The organism is Paenibacillus glycinis (genome assembly GCF_009909185.1).
GTDB classification, from domain to species: Bacteria; Bacillota; Bacilli; order Paenibacillales; family Paenibacillaceae; genus Paenibacillus_Z; species Paenibacillus_Z glycinis.
On sequence record NZ_JAAAMV010000002.1, the window covers coordinates 299,134 to 316,901 of the forward strand.

Genomic DNA, 17,768 nt, shown 5'->3' on the forward strand with positions numbered 1-17,768 from the left:
GCTCCTCTCTGCTGCCCGACTATCATCCTTGGCGTAAGCGGCGGTTTCCGTCAGGCCCGCATGCCGAACCTCCGCCTGATCGTTCGCGCCCTTGCACGTCGAACGAAGCGCGCACCGATCGCAAGCGGACGGACGGCGGACCGGCTTAGCTCTTCCGGCGCCGCGCGCGACGGTCTTCCAGCCATCGCCGGACGGCCGCGCCGGCATCCGCGAGCGCCAGACGTTCGGCAGGCTCGCCGTTTCCCCGCTCTTTCCATTCGACCTCGCCCTCGGCAATTCCTTTGCCGACGACGATCCGAATCGGGATGCCGATCAGATCGGCGTCCTTCAGCTTCACGCCGAGACGTTCGCCCCGATCGTCGAGCAGCGTTTCGATGCCGTCCGCCCGCAGCTGCTCGTATAATCGCTCGGCCGCCGCCATCTGAGCTTCGTCCTGATGGGAGACCGGAATGACATGCACCTGAAACGGCGCAAGCTCGACCGGCCAGAGCATGCCGTTCGCGTCGTGGTGCTGCTCGATGACGGCGGACAGCAGCCGCGTGACGCCGATGCCGTAGCAGCCCATGATCATCGGACGATTCTCGCCGGAAGCGTCCACGAACCGGGCGCCCAGCTTCTCGCTGTATTTGGTGCCGAGCTTGAAGACGTGGCCGATCTCGATGCCGCGAATGACGCGCAGCATGCCTTCCAGGCAGTTCGGGCATGCCTCGCCTTCCTCGACGTTGCGGTAATCGCCGATCCGCTCCAGCGGGAAGTCCCTGCCCGGCACGACGTGCTTCAAATGATAATCCGTCGCGTTCGCGCCGGCAACGCCATGCGCCATGGCGGCGACTTCCTCATCCACCAGCAGCGTCGCGTTCAGCCCGACCGGACCGGCAAAGCCCGTGGCCGCCCCCGTGATGCCGGCGACGACCGCGCTATCCGCCAGCTCCAGCTCCATGGCGTCCAGCGCGTTCTTCACCTTCGTCTCGTTCAGCGTGCGGTCGCCTCGAACCAGCACCGCGACCGGTTTGCCGTCCGCCAAGTAGATCAACGTCTTGATCAGCTCGCTCGTCCGAAGGCCGAGTCCCGTCACGAGATCCTCGATGCTTCTAAGGCCAGGCGTGTGGAATTTCTCCGCAGCCGGGATCGTATCCCTACTCACCGCCGTTGTCCCGCCGCCGGCGGCGACTCCGCGACCGGCGGCCTTCTCCATGTTCGCCGCATAATCGCAATGGCTGCACGTGACGACATCGTCCTCGCCGGATGCGGCGATGGCCATGAATTCATGCGTGCCGCCCTCGCCGCCGATCGCGCCCGCATCCGCTTCCACGGCTCTGAATTCAAGGCCGCAGCGTTCGAATATCCGGTGATACGCCCCGTACATTGCCCGATAAACGGCATCGAGGCTCTCCCAATCCGCCGAGAACGAATACGCGTCCTTCATGACGAACTCCCTGCTTCGCAGCAGGCCGAACCGCGGGCGGCGCTCGTCGCGGAACTTGGTCTGGATCTGGTACAGCGTCACGGGAAGCTTGCGGTACGTCGAGATTTCCTGTCCGACGAGCGCGGTGATGACCTCCTCGTGCGTCGGTCCGAGCACGAATTCGCGGTCGCCGCGGTCGCGCAGCCGGATCAGCTCCGGTCCGTACACCTCGTACCGGCCGGATTGGCGCCAGAGATCGGCGGGCTGCATCGCCGGGAGCAGCACCTCCTGCGCGCCGGTCCCCTCCATCTCCTCGCGGACGATCCGCTCCGCGTTCCGCAGCACGCGGCGGCCCAGCGGCAATATCGAATATACGCCAGCGGACAGCTGACGGATGAATCCGCCTTTGACGAGCCATTGATGGCTGATCGCTTCCGCGTCGGCCGGCACCTCCCGCATCGTCGGCATAAACGCAGCTTGTTGTCGCATCCTTCTTCCTCCTCGCGAATGTATTGCCTGCGCTGCCCGCCCCAGACCCCGGCCGGATATCCCCGGCCTCCTTCCGCAAGCGAACGCGCGCACGGCCAAACGAAAACGCGCACCCGTCCCCGGTAAAGGGACGAGTGCGCGCTCGTGGTACCACCCCAATTCAGCCGATCGGCAGGCGTTGCGGATCGGCACTCTGGTTCGGATAACGGGAAGATCCCGGCTGCGAATACTCGCGTTCCTCGCAGCGACTACAAGGCGGGGCGCGATTCGCGACTGCGGGGAGCCTCTCAGCCGGGGGCTCCCTCTCTGTGCGCAGGTTCGAAGAATCGGCATATCCTTGATCACGGTCTTAGTATGATTGGTACTTAAAATACACCACGTTCGGCACGCAAGTCAAGCGCTAGCCGCCCGAAGCGGCATTCAGCGCCGTTCCGCCAGCTGCTTCAAATATTTCTTCGGCGCACGGACCGCGTATGCTTCGCCGATCGCGGCCGCGATCTCGTCCCAGCCGGCCCCGCGGTCCAAGCGAACGCCGACCCAGCCCAGATGCCCGACGTAGGCCGGCACGTAATAGAGCTCCGGGTTGCCCGCGACGAGCAAGCTCTGGACGCCGGGCGGCGCGGCGCACCACAGCCCGACGATGCCGTCGCCGTGATGATCGTGCCGGTAATGCACGAACGCTTTCTTCCCGTCGACGAAAAATCCCGGGGACCCGTGGCTGTCGCGCTCGCTCGCGCCCGGCAGCCCGAGACATAATTCCCGGACCCGACTAAGCAGCGGATGGACTTGTTCGGTCATGAGCAACCCCTCATTTCCTTGTTGGTCGTATTCGCTTTAGAATAAAGTCCGTAACTTCATTCGTCGTTACGTGATCCGTAATTATATGCTCCTGATACATCGCCTTCTTAAAAGCTTCGACGCATTCAGCCGTCCGTTGGAATGACCAGCCTCCTATTGCGTCACCGCGCTCGGCTAATCTGTCCGTAATGGTGTCCTCTGAAGCGATTAAACAAAAATGATAGAGATCTTCGTCCAATTCTTTAAATCCATTATAAATATAAGCGAAATTTTCCTCTTTATACAGGGTCATGGGCACGATCAAGTGTTTTCGATACTTCTTCTTTACCTCTCCCGCGACCTTAACGGTCAAGATTCGCCAAAGCTCGATGTCCTGGAAATCATCCGTGCGTTCATGGATGTGCCTTGCTTCCTCGGGTATTATCTTTCTAATCATGAGTCCGATTTCTTCGGGATCGAATATCAGGCTATTCGCGATCAAGGGTTGCAGCATTCGGGCGGCGGAAGTCTTTCCGGCGCCAAACGCCCCGTTTATCATGATAATCAAGCGATCACTCCTAGAAATAGCATGGGCTATTCATAAGCTTCGACAAACGCGCGGCGCGCGATCGACATTCATGCTTGTGCCGAAATACGCACGCGACATGTGCGATCGTCCCGGCCTTGTTAAGCGGCGGCATCCCCGCGACTTGACGCTCCCGCCGTACCATGCCGCGAATCAATCGTCAAGGCGTGCCGCCCGCGAAGTGGACCAGTTCCACCCCGGCCACCCGCCATCGCCGCCGGACCGATCGACGATGCCGCGAATCGCCTCGTCCAAGCCCGGGAGATCCCGGGGATGCTTGGCCTGCAGCTTGAGCAGGGCGGGCAGCGCGTCCGCGGAAAGCGTCATCAGATACGCCGTATCGATCTGCCCCCTCGCCTCGAACCGCTCGCAGTTCCGCTGCGCGATCAGCGCGTCCAGGTTCGCGTAGTTCATGATGACGTACGCCGCGACGCCAAGCCCGATATACGTCTTCGCCAGCGAGAAATGCTCGCGCCAGATGCGGATCAGCGACGCGGCCAGAATAAAGCACAGGAAGATCATGAACCCGTGCACGAGCAGCCTGGTTTGCGAATAGCCGTACATTTGCTCGTACAGCGATAACCGGCCGAAGGCGGAGACGAGCATGATGACGGTGCAGCCGACGAGCATGCTGAGGGAGATCTTGCGAACCAGCTCGCCTGCCCGTTCGCCTCGCTTCACGAGATGCAGGCCGCACAGCAGCAGGATCAGGTTGATCAGCGCGACGACGACCAGCTGCGCGAAGCCTTGCCTCGCATACTCCGCGTATTCCGCGCCGGCCGGCAGCAGGCCTCTGGCCGCGCCGAACAGATACGAGAACTGAATCGCCGCGAACACGAGGTAGACGAGGTTGAAGCTGACGAGCAGCGTGCAAGCCGTCAACGGATCGAGCGCGACAGGTTCTTTTTTGCCGCCGTAGCGTTCGATCATGAGCCCGTTCCATTCCGCGCCATGCGAGTCGGCGGCCCCTCCCTCGCTGCGATGGAATAACAGCGTCCATAAGTAACAGAAGGCATAGAACGCGAAGACGGCGCCGACGAAGATCCGAATGAAGCCGTCGAAAATATCCCAATGGAACAGCAGCCTCGGGATGCGCCACAGCAGCTCGCTGAAGATGCGGTCGGCGGACGCTAGCAGGCCAATGACGAGCCCCAGCAGCGGTGCCGCGAGGAGCAGGCCGAACAGTATCCGGCGCGCCTTTCCCGCCGCGGGATGCGGGCCGTGCTCGCCCGATTTCGGCAAGAGGCGGCTGCCGAGCAAGCTGAACGGAACGGCCAGATACGCGAACGGCTTGATCAGGCACAAGAAGATGACCTCTCCGTAGAAGGCGAGGCGGAACCAGGGCTTGCCGCTGCTGCGCGTCAGCAGCACCGTTTGCGCCGCGACGAGGGCGGGCAGGATAACCAAATTCAGCCCCCGGAACAGCGCGTTGGCGTAGATCGCGTAAGTCAAGGCCAATAGAGCGACCGGCAAACTGAGCAGCCAGCCGGATTTGGTCTGTCCCCGCCAGCGGTCGAAGCCGCCGATTCTCCCCTGAACCGCGTAGAAGAACAATCCGTAGAACGCGATGACGAATAGCAGGACGGACAAATTAAACCCGTTCCACACGAATAAATACTGGCTGACGATTCCAAACAGCAGCGACAGCAAAGCGATATTTTCGTATCGCCGCTGCCATGGCGCCGGATCTCGCATCGTTTCACTCCTCATGCATGCGCCGCGGACGGCGCGAATGTCTTGCTTCCATTTATTGTAGCCGATAAAATAAGAACAAAAAGTGAAAGATATTTTCCCTCGATTTCATATTTTAACGACGGGAGCTGGAGACATGAAGATCAGGCGGCATTATTTGGCGCTGCGCGCGCTGTATCCGCAGATCGGCGAGCGCGAGCCGCTCGAAGTGACGACGCAGGAGCTGGCGGAAGCGCTGGATTGCACCCACCGGAACATGGTGCTGCTGCTGCAGCGCATGCAGCGGGAGAATTGGATCGGCTGGGAGCCGAAGCGCGGCCGCGGCAACCGTTCCGTCCTGCGGTTCCTTGCGGGCAAGGAAGAGCTGCTGCTCGCGGAGGCGCAGGATATCGCGGAGCGGCAGGATCTGCAGCGCGCCGTCTCGTATCTGCAGGAGATGGACGACGACGCCGGCGGACTGCGGAACCGATTCCAAGCCTGGCTGTCGGGACGGTTCGGCTTCCAGTCGGAGGTCCGAGGCGAACGCCGGCTGGACTTGCTGCGTTTTCCGCTTCCGCAGCATATTCATTCGCTCGATCCCGCGGATATGCATTATGCCGGCGAGTCCCATCTCGTCAATCAGCTGTTCGACGGCCTCGTCCGGATGAGTCCCGGCGGCGAAGCCGCGCTGCCGCATCTCGCGCATGCCTGGGAAATCGACGAATCGCGGCGCCGCTGGACGTTCTTCCTCCGCAAGGGCGTCTTGTTCCATAATGGTAGAGAGATGACCGCCGCTGACGTGAAATTCTCCTTCGAGCGGCTGAAGCGATTGGCGCCGAAGGGGCTGTTCAACTGGGTATACGGCGAGATCGCCGCGATCGATACGCCGAACGAACGGACGGTGACGTTCCGGCTGCGGTCGCCGAACGAGCTCTTCCTGCCGTTCTTGACCACGAACCGAGCTTCGATCGTGCCGGCGGCGGACGAGCCTCGGGAAGACGCGCTGTTCGGCTTGCAACCTGTCGGAACAGGCCCCTTCCGGCTTGCCGGGAGCGAGCACGGGATATTCACGCTCGAAGCGTTCGACGCGTATTTTCACGGGAGGGGGTTCCTGGACGTCGTGGAGGTCTGGACGGAATCCGGAAGCACGCGCGGCAGCGACGAACCGGAGGGGCTGCCCGTCTTCGAAGTGATGCATAACGTGCGGCTGTCCGGCCCGGCTTCGCAGCGGCTGCAGCAGGTCAGGCAATCCGGCATGACCTGCAAGTTCGTGACGGTCAACGAGCTGCGCGACGGGCCGTTGCGCAATCCGGCGCTCCGGCAGGCATTCGATGCGGCATTGAACCGGGCCAGTTTGATCGAGCGGTTGTCGGGCGACGTCATCGAAGCCGCGAACAGCTTCTGGCCGGACTTTCATGGAGGCGTCCCGCTTGGAACGGAAACACGAGCAACGGAACCGGACCAGACGACACGGCATGGAGCCAACCGCTATGAAGCGGTCCGGGACGGAGCGGAGCTGCACGGAGCGCCTGACACCGCTCCCTGCGACCCGCCTTCGGCCTCCGAGCTGCTCGCTTCCGCGGGCTATGCGGGCGAGCGCATCGTGCTGGCCACCATTCCCCAATACAAGGCCGACGCCGAGCTCGTCCGCGACGAATGCGCCGCGTCCGGCATCCGCCTCGACATCGAGCTCATTCCCGCGGAAATCTTCAAAGGGGAATCCCGCCTCGCGGCCGATCTGCTGCTCTTCGCGGTCATGCTCGACGAGCACCGCGAGCTGCGGCTCATCGAATTGTTCAAAAGCATGCTGCATCATCTGCTGCCCGAGACGCAGCGCGACATGGAACGGCGTATCGATGCCCTGCTCATGCTCCACGGCGCGGAACAGCGCACCGCGGCGCTGCTCGCGATCGAACACGAGCTCCGCTCGACGCACCGGCTGCTGTTTCTGTACCGCAAGCATCTCAAAACCGCCTTCCACCCTTCCATTCGGGGCATCTCGCTGGAATCGCTGGGCTGGGTCCGGTTCCGGGACCTGTGGTTCAAGCCGGAGGAGCTTGCGAACGGATAGTTTGCGGACGGACATCGTGCAAACGTACAGCTTGCCAGCAGACAGCTTGCGAACGGACGGCATGCCAACGGACGGCGTGCCAACAGTCAGCGTGCCAACGGTCAGCGTGCCAACGGACGGTGTGCAAACGGACGGTGTGCAAACGGAAGGTGTGCCAACGGAAGGTGTGCCAACGGACGGTGTGCAAACGGACGGCATGCCAACGGACGGCGTGCCAACGGTCAGCGTGCCAACGGTCAGCGTGCCAATGGAAGGTGTGCCAACGGACTGCGTACAAACGGACTACAGCGGAAAGAGCCGGATCCCCAGGATCCGGCTCTTTCCAGCTTGATATGCAATTGCGACGCTCCGATGATCCCTGCGATCGCTAGGCCCGCGTAATCCGATAACTCCGGCCGGCTTCCGTCCGGAATCGCACGCGCCCGTCATCCAGCGCGACGACGTCGAGCGGGGTTTCCCCGCTGGCAGCCGAATCGTCCTCCGGCGCCAGCGATACCGTAACCGGTCCATCGGCGGCAATCACGCAAATTCCGCCCCTCAGCGAACGCACCTCCGCCTCAGCCAAACGGCCTTGCGACCAGCGCAGGCTCGCTTCGAAGCCGCCGCGCGCGCGCAAGCCGGATACCCGGCCCTCCGGCCAAGCGTCGGGCAGCGCGGGCAGCAGCCGCAGCTCGTCCCGGTGCGATTGCAGCAGCATCTCGGCGATGCCGGCCGTCGCCGCGAAATTGCCGTCGATCTGGAACGGCGGATGCGCGTCGAACAGATTCGGGTAAACGCCTCCGGAATGGTAATTGTCCGGCTCGTCCTCGCGAACGAGCTTGAGCAGATTGTCGAGCAGCCCGAGCGCGCGGTTGCCGTCGCCGAAGCGCGCCCAAAGCGAGACCTTCCAACCCAAGCTCCAGCCGGTTCCGCCGTCTCCCCTGCGCTCGAGCGATTGCTTGGCCGCTTCGAACAGCTCCGGCGTCGTCTCCGCCGTCAGCTGCCTGCCCGGATAGACGCCGAACAGATGGGAGACGTGACGGTGATGGACGTCCTCGTCCTCGAAATCCTCGCTCGCCCACTCCTGCAGCTGGCCGTATTTGCCGATTGCGAGTGGGAGCATGCGTTCGCGAGCCTCGGCGAGCTCGGCGGCGAAGGCTTCGTCCTCGCCCAGGATCGTCGAAGCCTCGATCAAGTTCGTGAACAGGTCCCAGATCAGCTCCAGGTCCATGGACGACGCGCTCGTTACCCCCGCAACGCCGTCCGGCGTGCGGAATTTATGCTCCGGCGACGTCGACGGCATCGTGACCAGCTTGCCTCGACCGTCGTCGACGAGCCAATCAAGGCAGAACAACGCGGCTTCCTTCATGACGGGATACGCGCGTTCCCGCAGGAACGCCTCGTCCCGGCCGAACGCGAAGTGCTCCCACAGATGCTGGCACAGCCAGACGCCGCCCATCGGCCAGCTGACCCAGCTCGCGTCGCCTTGGCCGAAATCGCCGACCGGATCGGTCTGCGCCCAGAGGTCTGTATTGTGGTGGACCGTCCAGCCGCGCGTGCCGTAATTGACCGAAGCGGTCCGCTTGCCTTTCGCCGCCAGCTCTTCGATGAAGGCGAGCAGCGGCCCGTGGCACTCGGCCAGGTTGCAGCTTTCGACGGGCCAATAGTTCATTTGCGTATTGATGTTGATCGTATAATTGCTGCTCCACGGCGCCCGGGTTTCCTTGTTCCAGATGCCCTGCAGATTCGTCGCGCGGGTCCCGGGGCGGGAGCTCGCGATCGTCAGGTAACGCCCGTAGTGGAAGATCAGCTCGGCCAAGCCGGGATCCTTCGCGCCGTAAGCGGCCACGCGCTCGTCGGTCGCCATGCCGGCCGGCGCCTGGGACGCGCCGAGCTCCAGCTCCACGCGGCCGTACAGGGACCGGTAATCGTCGACGTGCTTACGGCGCAGCTCTTCGTACGCCGATGCGGAAGCGGCTTCGACCGCGGCCGCCGCGATCGGTCCCGGTTCCCGTCCTTCGCTGCGCGGCATCCGGTCGTAGCCGTTGAAGCTCGTCGCCGCGCTCCAATAGAGCACGGCCGACGTCGCGCCGACGACGTGCAGCCCGTCGCCGTCGATCCAGGAGAAGCCCGTCCCGTCCTCGAGGTTTGCCTTCAGGCAGCCTTCGAACGATATGGCTTCCGACGTATACGGATCGCCGTAGACGAGCGGCTCGTCCACCGGATAATAGCTCGGCGCCGCATGCTCCGGCGCGACGCCGTGCATGACGTAGCGCGCCTCGGCCGCGGAAGTCTTGTACCGCAGCGGGCTGTCGAGCCGCGCGTGGAAGCTCAGCTTGCCCGGCGCGCTCGCCTGCAGGCGGATCGCGATGACGCCGTCCGGATGAGAAGCGAACACCTCTCTCGTATAGACGACGCCGCCGATTTTATAAGTGACGCTTGTAACCGCTCGCTCCAAATCCAGCGTCCGTTCGTAAGCCGAATGCACGTTGCCGTGCTCGAACGTCAGCCGCAAATGCCCGAGCGGCATATAGGCTTGCGTGAACGGGCCCATCATTTCCTTGCACAGCAGGTCCGCCTCGACGAAGCGTTTCTCCGCGATCAGGCGGCGCACCTCCGGAAGCGCTTCCTTGGCGCGCGGATTGCTTCCGTCGGTCGGGTGCCCCGACCACAGCGTGTCCTCGTTCAGTTGAATTTCTTCGCTCTCGACGCCGCCGTATACCATGGCGCCGAGCCTGCCGTTACCGACCGGAAGCGCTTCCGTCCAGACGCGCGCGGGTCTTCCATATCGCAGTTCCAAAAGACAGTTCCTCCCCAACATTCGCATAGTCGCACATTGCAAATGTATCCAATGGGGCAATGTCCGTCAAGGGATTCCCTCACAATTATGGCGGCGACGCGCGGATCGCGGCCTCCTTCGATACTCGCGGCGATAGACCGCATGACGCGAAAAAGCCGCCCGGCGGCACGGTTCGGGACCGTGTCCGCCGAGCGGCATGTCTAACTCGCTGCGCGACGCATCAGAATACTTTCGTCGTCCACGATTCGCAGTTCCACGTCTCCGTCACGACGTCGCGGTAAAACTCCGGTTCGTGGGAGATCAGCAGGATGCTGCCCTTGTACGCCTGCAGCGCGCGCTTCAGCTCTTCCTTCGCGTCGACGTCCAAATGGTTGGTCGGCTCATCGAATACGAGCAGGTTGGTCTCGCGGTTGATCAGCTTGCAGAGACGGACCTTCGCCTTCTCGCCGCCGCTCAGCACGGCGATCTTGCTCTCGATGTGCTTCGTCGTCAGGCCGCAGCGCGCGAGCGCCGCCCGGACTTCGAACTGCGTGAACGAAGGGAATTCCTTCCACACTTCCTCGATGCACGTGTTGTAGTTGGCGTCCTTCACTTCCTGCTCGAAGTAGCCGACCTGCTGGTGCTCGCCGCGCTGGACGGTGCCGGAGAGCGCTTGAATCTCGCCGAGGATGCTGCGCAGCAGGGTCGTCTTCCCGATGCCGTTCGCGCCGACGAGGGCGATCTTCTGCCCGCGTTCCATGCGCAGGTCGAGCGGTCTCGACAGCGGCTCCTCGTAGCCGATCACGAGCTGGTTCGTCTCGAAGATCAGCTTGCCGGAGGTCCGGCCTTCCTTGAAGCCGAACTGCGGCTTCGGCTTCTCCTTCGCCAGCTCGATGACGTCCATCTTGTCGAGCTTCTTCTGGCGGGACATCGCCATGTTGCGGGTCGCGACGCTTGCCTTGTTCCGCGCGACGAAGTCCTTGAGGTCGGCGATCTCCTGCTGCTGGCGCTTGAACGCCGATTCCAGCTGCTGCTTCTTCATCTCGTAGACCTGCTGGAAATGCTCGTAGTCGCCGACGTAGCGGTTCAACTCTTGATTTTCCATGTGATAGATCAGGTTGATGACGTCGTTCAGGAACGGGATATCATGGGAGATCAGAATAAACGCGTTCTCGTATTCCTGCAAGTAGCGTTTCAGCCACGTAATATGCTGTTCGTCGAGATAGTTGGTCGGCTCGTCGAGGAGCAGGATGTCCGGCTTCTCGAGCAGCAGCTTGGCCAGCAATACCTTCGTGCGCTGACCGCCGCTCAAGTCCGTCACGTCCTTGTCGAGGCCGATATCCGTCAGCCCGAGTCCGCGCGCGGTCTCTTCGATCTTGGCGTCGATCATGTAGAAATCCTGGTTCGTCAGCGTATCCTGGATCGTGCCGACGTCCTCCAGCATCTGTTCCAGCTCCTCGGGCGTTACTTCGCCCATGCGGCCGTACATGTCGTTCATTTCCTGTTCCATGTCGAACAAATACTGGAACGCGCCCTTCAGCACGTCGCGGATCGACAGCCCGCGCTGCAGCGCCGCATGCTGGTCCAGGTAGCCGACGCGCATGCGCTTCGACCATTCCACTTTGCCGTCGTCCGGCTGCAGCTTGCCCGTGATAATGTTCATGAAAGTGGACTTGCCCTCGCCGTTCGCGCCGATCAGCCCGATATGCTCGCCCTTCAGCAGGCGGAACGAAACGTCGTTGAAAATCGCCCGGTCGCCGAAGCCGTGGCTGAGCCGTTCTACGTTTAATATACTCATCGATGACACCTTTTCTGTTAGACTTTTTCTCGTTATATTATAGCGTTACGCCCCGTACAACTCAATGAGAAAGTGAAGCTGTCCGCGCGTGCCCGCAAGCCCGGATTCCGGCAGCAAAAAAGGCAGCCGCCGGCTGCCTTGATGAGCTTGCCCTTCCGTCACGCGCCGACTCTCGGCCGGTCCGGGTCGCAGTTGGGGCGCGGAACCTGGCCGAGATCGGCCAGCTTGCCCAAGTAGTAGCATTCTTCCCGCAGCATGTGGTCGGGAACGAGCGGCGTCAGGCTGTCGAGCACTTCGGAGGTCAGCTCCCAGGAATCCAGCTCCGTCAGGAAGCTCCGGAACAGATTCATCTCCAGGTCCACGTCCCTGTGGAACCGCCGGAAGGCCGGGAAATCCTGCAGCTGCGTGCGCATGTAGCCCGCCAGCTCGATGCTCTTGAGATACAGATCGTCGAAATGCTTGGAGAATTCGCGGCTTCGCAGCTGCAGCCGCTTCTCGACCGGATCGAGCCCGCCGGTGATCGTCGCCGCATGGAAGGACGCATCGGACAACCAGAGTATGTCGTGATGCAGCGCGGCGAACCGCGGCACCGGGCGGCCCTCTTCCAGCTCGGCCAGGATGCGCATGTACTCCTCCAGCTCGTTGACCATATGGTTGATGAACGACGGCGTCAGGCCGAACGTAATACGGCCCAGGAGGATCCGTTCGAGCAGATGCAGCTTGAAATTCCGCAGCTCCTCCGTCAGCGGACAGGCCAGCCGCGTGACCGCTTCCGCTTCGGCATCGGTCGTCGCCTGCCGCGCGCGGGCGAGCAAATCGTCGAACGCCTTAATGAACTGCCCGGCGATCTCGATGTCTTTCGTCTCCATCGGCGCCAGCGCATTGAAGATAAAGCGGCTATGATCGCCTAAGATCTGCAGCCAGAACCGATGTTCGAACAACGCCGCGTCTTTCCCATCCACGCAACGACCGCCACCTTTCGTGAGTCTGTTCCATCCTTCTAGCCTATGCGGGCAGGAGGCGGGAAATACGGCCGTTCGGCGCATTGCCGGTCACGTGATTTCGCCCATGTCGACGATTTTGGCGTGCACGCGCAGCTTGAACTCCGCTTGTCCGAACGCTTCGCCCCAGTGATCCTGAACCTTCTTCCACGCCGCATACTGAAACGCGCGGGCATGGAGCCCCAAGCCGACGGGGTCCATCCGGTTCGCTTGAAGCTTGGCGATCAGGGCCGTCATCTGCGCCTGCAGCCGTTTATCGATTTGCGCTTCCAATTGCCCCGCGTCATGCAGGACGTCGAACGCGAAGAAACGTTCCGTCAACCGGATCTCGAGGTCGAAATCGAGATCGAACCGAAACTTGCCGCCGGTATAGGCGGTACGGACCTTGCGGCCGATGTCGAGCACGTAGAAGCTGATCGATCCCGCGTAGAGGAACGACGCCCCGGCCTTCTCCTGCTCCGGAAGCACGAGCGTGAGCGACAAATCCGACTTCTTGTCCTTTTGCAAAATTTGCAGCAGCTCGGTCTCCTCGATGCCGATCGAGGTCACGTACTTCCCGTCGTCGTTCAGCAACGCGGTGCTGTCGGCCACGACTTCCCGCTTATTCTTGCGCAATTCCGTCATTTCCGGCGTTCTTCCCCGCTCATGCAGCTGGCGGTGGAATTCCCAGAGGGACGTCTCCTCGACCAGATTCCGTTCGTAGGCCGTATCCAGCAAATTGGCGATATGGAGCGATAGCCTGCGTTTGTCGGGCGGCGCGAAGTACATGATATCGGCCACGGGCCCGTCGACGGCGACGAGCCGCGCTTTGACGCGGGTCTTGGAATCGCGGTAGAACACGTCGAGCAGCTTCACCCATTCGGGATGCTGCAGGAGCTTCTTGCCGATCAGGATGCACTGGAGCTTGCCCGTGCTGACCAAGGCCGATACGCGGGCTTCGAGTTCCCCCCTGGATTGCCGCAGCGTGATCGCGTTGACCTGCGTCACCTCGTTCTTGTTCTTCGCTTCCTTGTTGAATACGGGGCTGGAGGCGTAGATCACGAGCTTGTTGTCCTTGTCCAAATCCAGCCCGAACATCAGCACGAGCGTGATGTCCTCCAGGTCGAGCCTGTCCTTGCAGCCGGGAAGCACGGCCAGCATCGAGGCGATGAGCAGGATGGCCGCCGCCCGCCTCATGTCTGCCACCTTTTGAACTTCAGCATGACGGACAGGACGCCCCATAGGCACAGCGGGAATACGTAAGCGATCGCGATGCCGAAATTGCTGAACCATTTGAGGGCATCGACGCTCTCGTTCCAATCCGGGTTCCACAGGTACGTGACGACGACCATCCCCGCCAGGAACACCCCGAGGTACAGCTCCGGCTTGCCGCCGAACAAGAGCCGTTTCGTGCAATACACGGCAATGTAGAGCGGCGGGATCCACGTCTTCGAGATGATGAGCAGGTAACAGGTCAGCATGACGATATCGAATCGTTCCAGGAAGCGAAACTCGATGATTTTCACGACGGACAGCACCGCGTCGTTGAACTGGGTGATTTGGTCCGGGCTGTAGACCAGGAAGCAGATCAGCGTCAGGAAGAGATAGACCAGGAGCGTGAGCGTATTGGCGATTGCCACGCCGACGGACGCGTATCGCTTGCGGTCCAGATTCGGATAGATGTAATAGATCGACTCGAACCCGAGAAACGTGATGATCGTCGTATTCACCGTTTTGAATACCGGCATCCATCCTTCCTTCAACACCGGCAGCAAGTGCAGCCAATTGGCTTCCTTCAGGAGCACCAGCATCGCCAAGGGCATCCAGAGCGAGCACAGCACGACGACTTCCGAGTAACGGCCGATGATGCGCACGCCGCCTTTGACGATGACGTAAGCAGGAACGATGAACAGCAGCATCAAGGTGTACGGCGGCGTCTGCTGCATGATCCAGCTCTGAATGATGAGCACCATCCGATCGAGAATCAAGTACGCGAAAATCGCGCTGTAGACGACGAAGACGAGCGCGGTCAGCCGGCCGGCCCACTGGCCGAAATAATGGGCGATCAGCTCGAGTATGGTCCCCTTCGGATAACGCTTCATCACTTGCACGATGATCAGGCTGGCGACGACGGATACCGCCCAGCCCATGATCAGCGCGATCCAGCCGTCGGTGCCGCTGATTCTGGCCAAATCCGCGGGAATCGAGATGGCGCCGACGCCGAGCTGCATGCTGTGGATCGTCAGGACGAATTGGACGATCGTGATACGGTTCTGTTTGCTGTCCGGTTTCAGCCGATCCCTGCTCATTCCTCGTCGCCTCCATGGCTGCCGGAGCCCATTCTTCGTTTCTGCCGCGTGCGGATGCTCCGCGGACGGTTGGCCATCGTCCACAGCGGCAGCCGCATGAATACGTCCCTCCAATCGCGGACGCGGATCGGCGCGATCGGCGTGCTGTACGATTCGCCGAGCGAATGCAAGCCGATGATGCGCGCGATGAGCACCATGACGCAGACGATGATGCCGATCATGCCGAACAACGACGCGAGCAGCATGACCGGGAATCGGATCAAGCGGACGGCCGACGCCATGTCGTAGTTCGGAATGATGAACGACGCGACGGCGGTGGACGCGACGACGACGACCATCAGATTGCTGACGATGCCCGCCTGCACGGCCGCCTGGCCGATGACGATGCCGCCGACGATCCCGACCGTCTGCGCGACCGGGGCGGGAAGCCGAACGCCGGCCTCGCGCAGCATCTCCAGCGTGATCTCCATGATCAGCGCCTCGATGAACGGCGGAAACGGAACCGCCGCGCGGAATTGACCGATCGAGAGGATCAGGTCGAGCGGAATCACCTCGTAATTGAACGAAATGCACGCGATATAAATCCCGGGCAGGAAGGCCGCGACGAAGCAAGCGAAGAAACGCAGCAGCCGCAGAAAGCTTGCGATCGGCCAGCGCATGCTGTAATCGTCGATGCCCTGGAAAAACGCGACGAAATTGGTCGGCGCGATCAATACGCTGGAGGAACGGTCGACGACGACGCAGACCCGTCCTTGAAGCAGCTGGGATGCCGCCGTATCCGGCCGCTCGGTCGTGATGAACTGCGGCAGGAACGCGTACGGATCGTCCTCCAGCAGCTCCGCCAGCTGGCCCGTGTTCAGAATGCAGTCGATCTCCAAGCCGAGCAGCCGTTTTTCCAGCGCCTGGATCAGTTCGGGCTCCGTGATGTCCGCCATGTAGAGCATCGAAACCTTGCATGGCGCGCGATCCCCGACTTGGTATTCTTTGATCTTGAGCTCGCTCGTCGAGAGATACCGCCGGATGAGCGCGATATTGGATTCGCCGGTCTCCACGAACGCTTGATGCGCGCCTTTGAGCGAGGGTTCGACCTGGGAATCGGAGATGGCCCGCTGCGGCCAGCCCTGGGTGTCCAGCGCGTAGCCGTGCCCCATGCCGTCGACGAACAGCAAGCTCATGCCATTCAAGAGGGCTCTCTCGACTTGGGTCCAGCTCGAACAGGTTTGCAGCTTGCCGAGCGTAACGGGCAGCTCTCCGGACGCCGCGTCGTCCGCAATATGGAACATCAATTCCCGGAGTATGTTGTTGTTGACCGCATTCTTGTCCGTGAGACCGGACATATAGACGAGGGCCGCCCGCCTGCCGGCCTGTTTGTAAGGGAACGTGCGAACCACGAGATCCGGCGCGTGGCTGAACACGCGGCGCAGTTCGTTCAGGTTACGCTCCAGTCCGGAAGCCAGCTCGCCGCGCTCATCCGCCGGGCCGCCGTTCGAGCTTCGCGCGGATAAGCGCTTGGCGGCCGCGGCCAGCTTGAATATTCGCCAGATGATCGACATGTAGTTCCTCTTTCCACATCAAGCTTAGATACTTCATTTTGCCAATTGCAGCCAGTTTTTATGCGCCATCGGGTATTGACCGGGTCGGACGCAAAGCGAAAAAGGCAGCCGCTAAGGGCTGCCTTTCCTCGCCGATCGAGTTATTCGCATGATTGGCTGCGTACGACTTCCCAGGCCGATGCCTCCGATTACTGTCGCGCCGCGATCGCTTCTCCGATGCCTTCCTTCAATAGTTGAAACGCTTCGCTAAGCTTCGCTTTCGGAATCTCGCCGTACCGGTCGCCCAGGCTGACCTCGTACCGGCAGCCGCCCTCCGGCCCGGCATTGACGATATGCGCGAAGCCGACGCCCGTCCGCTCGCAGATGCCGACAAAGATGCGTTCCGCGGTCTCCTTCGGCAGGTCGATATGCACATGGAACATGTTGGATACCGGAACGGCCGGCAGCGTCGCGACGGCCGGACAATCGTTGTACATCGCGGCGAGCTCGACGGCGTCTCGATAATAGCCGGCCATCTTCGGCATCCGTTCCCGGAAGTAATGCGCGGCCGGAATAATATAGGGATAGAGGCTGATCAGATCGCCGCCGTGCCGGCGTTTCCAGATTTTCGACTCGGCCGTCATCTCCTCGCTGCCCGCCAGAATCGCCCCTGCGATGCCGCCGATGCCCTTGTAGAACGAGACGTAGACGCTGTCGAACAACGCGCAGATCTCCGCGGCGGTCTTGCGGTAATAAGGCAAGATCTCGAACAACCGCGCCCCGTCCAAATGAAGCTTGATGCCCCGCTCGCGGCAATGCGCCGAGATGGCTTCAAGCTCCGCGTAGTCCAGCAGCTGGCCGCCGATCTCGCGCTGCGGCAGCTCGAGCAGCAGGCAGGCGACATCGTCGGTCAACGCCTCCACGTCGGACAGCGTGATCAAGCGGTCCTTGTCGGCCAGCAGGATCGGCTCCAGGCGATGAAGCTCCCGCAGTCCGTTCTGTTCATGGATTTCCAGGTGGCACAGCGGATGATAGGCAACCTTGGCGCTTCCGCGGCGGTCGCTCCAGATGCGCAGCGCGATCTGCTGGGCCATCGTCCCGCTCGGGAAGAAGACCGCGGACGGCATGCCGAGCACTTCCGCCAGGTCCGTCTGGAATCGTTCGATCACTTCGCCCGAGCCGTACATATCGCTCGCCGTCTCTCCGTCGATGTCCCGGAAAGCTTCCAGCAGCACCTCCGCATTGCGCCTGGAATGCCCGCCGACGGGATAGACCGATTCGTTGAATGCCTGCAGCAGCGTTTTGGTATCGCTCATGTTCATGCTCCTTATCAAGAACGGATGGACCGTTCATCGTCAATAATGTGATGTCGCGCGGATCATCGGACTGCCG

The 17,768-nt window shown here is 61.8% G+C and carries 12 protein-coding genes; 1 reads left to right on the forward strand and 11 read right to left on the reverse strand.

All coding sequences use genetic code 11. From position 1 onward, the window contains the following. Positions 1–145: 145 nt before the first annotated feature. The 4 genes from GT019_RS05435 to GT019_RS05450 form a co-directional block, all read right to left on the reverse strand. Complete coding sequence (locus GT019_RS05435; protein ID WP_161741728.1) at positions 146–1,894, reverse strand: proline--tRNA ligase; 1,749 nt, start codon at positions 1,892–1,894, stop codon at positions 146–148. Between the two features lie 420 nt (positions 1,895–2,314). Beyond that, positions 2,315–2,692: an MmcQ/YjbR family DNA-binding protein gene (locus GT019_RS05440; RefSeq protein ID WP_161741729.1), complete on the reverse strand. Its 378-nt coding sequence runs from the start codon at positions 2,690–2,692 to the stop codon at positions 2,315–2,317. 10 nt (positions 2,693–2,702) lie between these two features. Next, positions 2,703–3,230, reverse strand: coding sequence for an AAA family ATPase (locus tag GT019_RS05445; RefSeq protein ID WP_235947000.1), 528 nt, complete (start codon positions 3,228–3,230; stop codon positions 2,703–2,705). A 180-nt stretch (positions 3,231–3,410) separates the two neighbouring features. Then, positions 3,411–4,952, reverse strand: a complete 1,542-nt coding sequence (locus GT019_RS05450) for a DUF4153 domain-containing protein (RefSeq protein ID WP_161741731.1) — start codon at positions 4,950–4,952, stop codon at positions 3,411–3,413. A gap of 133 nt (positions 4,953–5,085) precedes the next feature. On the opposite strand from GT019_RS05450, the gene GT019_RS05455 reads away from it, so the two are divergent. Further along, entirely contained in the window at positions 5,086–6,999 is a 1,914-nt protein-coding gene (locus tag GT019_RS05455; protein WP_161741732.1) for an ABC transporter substrate-binding protein, read from the forward strand. A gap of 367 nt (positions 7,000–7,366) precedes the next feature. On the opposite strand, the gene GT019_RS05460 is transcribed toward GT019_RS05455, so the two are convergent. From GT019_RS05460 to GT019_RS05490, 7 genes are all read right to left on the reverse strand, one after another. Next, a complete protein-coding gene (locus GT019_RS05460; protein ID WP_161741733.1) occupies positions 7,367–9,778 on the reverse strand; it encodes a glycoside hydrolase family 95 protein in 2,412 nt (803 codons plus the stop codon). A 220-nt stretch (positions 9,779–9,998) separates the two neighbouring features. Continuing rightward, entirely contained in the window at positions 9,999–11,555 is a 1,557-nt protein-coding gene (locus GT019_RS05465; RefSeq protein ID WP_161741734.1) for an ABC-F family ATP-binding cassette domain-containing protein, read from the reverse strand. A 158-nt stretch (positions 11,556–11,713) separates the two neighbouring features. Continuing rightward, a complete protein-coding gene (locus GT019_RS05470; protein WP_328803912.1) occupies positions 11,714–12,517 on the reverse strand; it encodes a DUF2935 domain-containing protein in 804 nt (267 codons plus the stop codon). Positions 12,518–12,607: 90 nt separating this feature from the next. Further along, positions 12,608–13,732, reverse strand: coding sequence for a Ger(x)C family spore germination protein (locus GT019_RS05475; protein WP_235947024.1), 1,125 nt, complete (start codon positions 13,730–13,732; stop codon positions 12,608–12,610). Then, on the reverse strand, positions 13,729–14,844 hold the full coding sequence (locus tag GT019_RS05480) for a GerAB/ArcD/ProY family transporter (RefSeq protein ID WP_161741737.1): 1,116 nt from the start codon (positions 14,842–14,844) through the stop codon (positions 13,729–13,731). Before GT019_RS05480 ends, GT019_RS05475 begins: the two co-directional genes overlap by 4 nt. Then, complete coding sequence (locus GT019_RS05485) at positions 14,841–16,397, reverse strand: spore germination protein (protein ID WP_161741738.1); 1,557 nt, start codon at positions 16,395–16,397, stop codon at positions 14,841–14,843. Before GT019_RS05485 ends, GT019_RS05480 begins: the two co-directional genes overlap by 4 nt. 188 nt (positions 16,398–16,585) lie before the next feature. Further along, positions 16,586–17,692: a threonine aldolase family protein gene (locus GT019_RS05490; RefSeq protein ID WP_161741739.1), complete on the reverse strand. Its 1,107-nt coding sequence runs from the start codon at positions 17,690–17,692 to the stop codon at positions 16,586–16,588. Positions 17,693–17,768 lie beyond the last annotated feature (76 nt).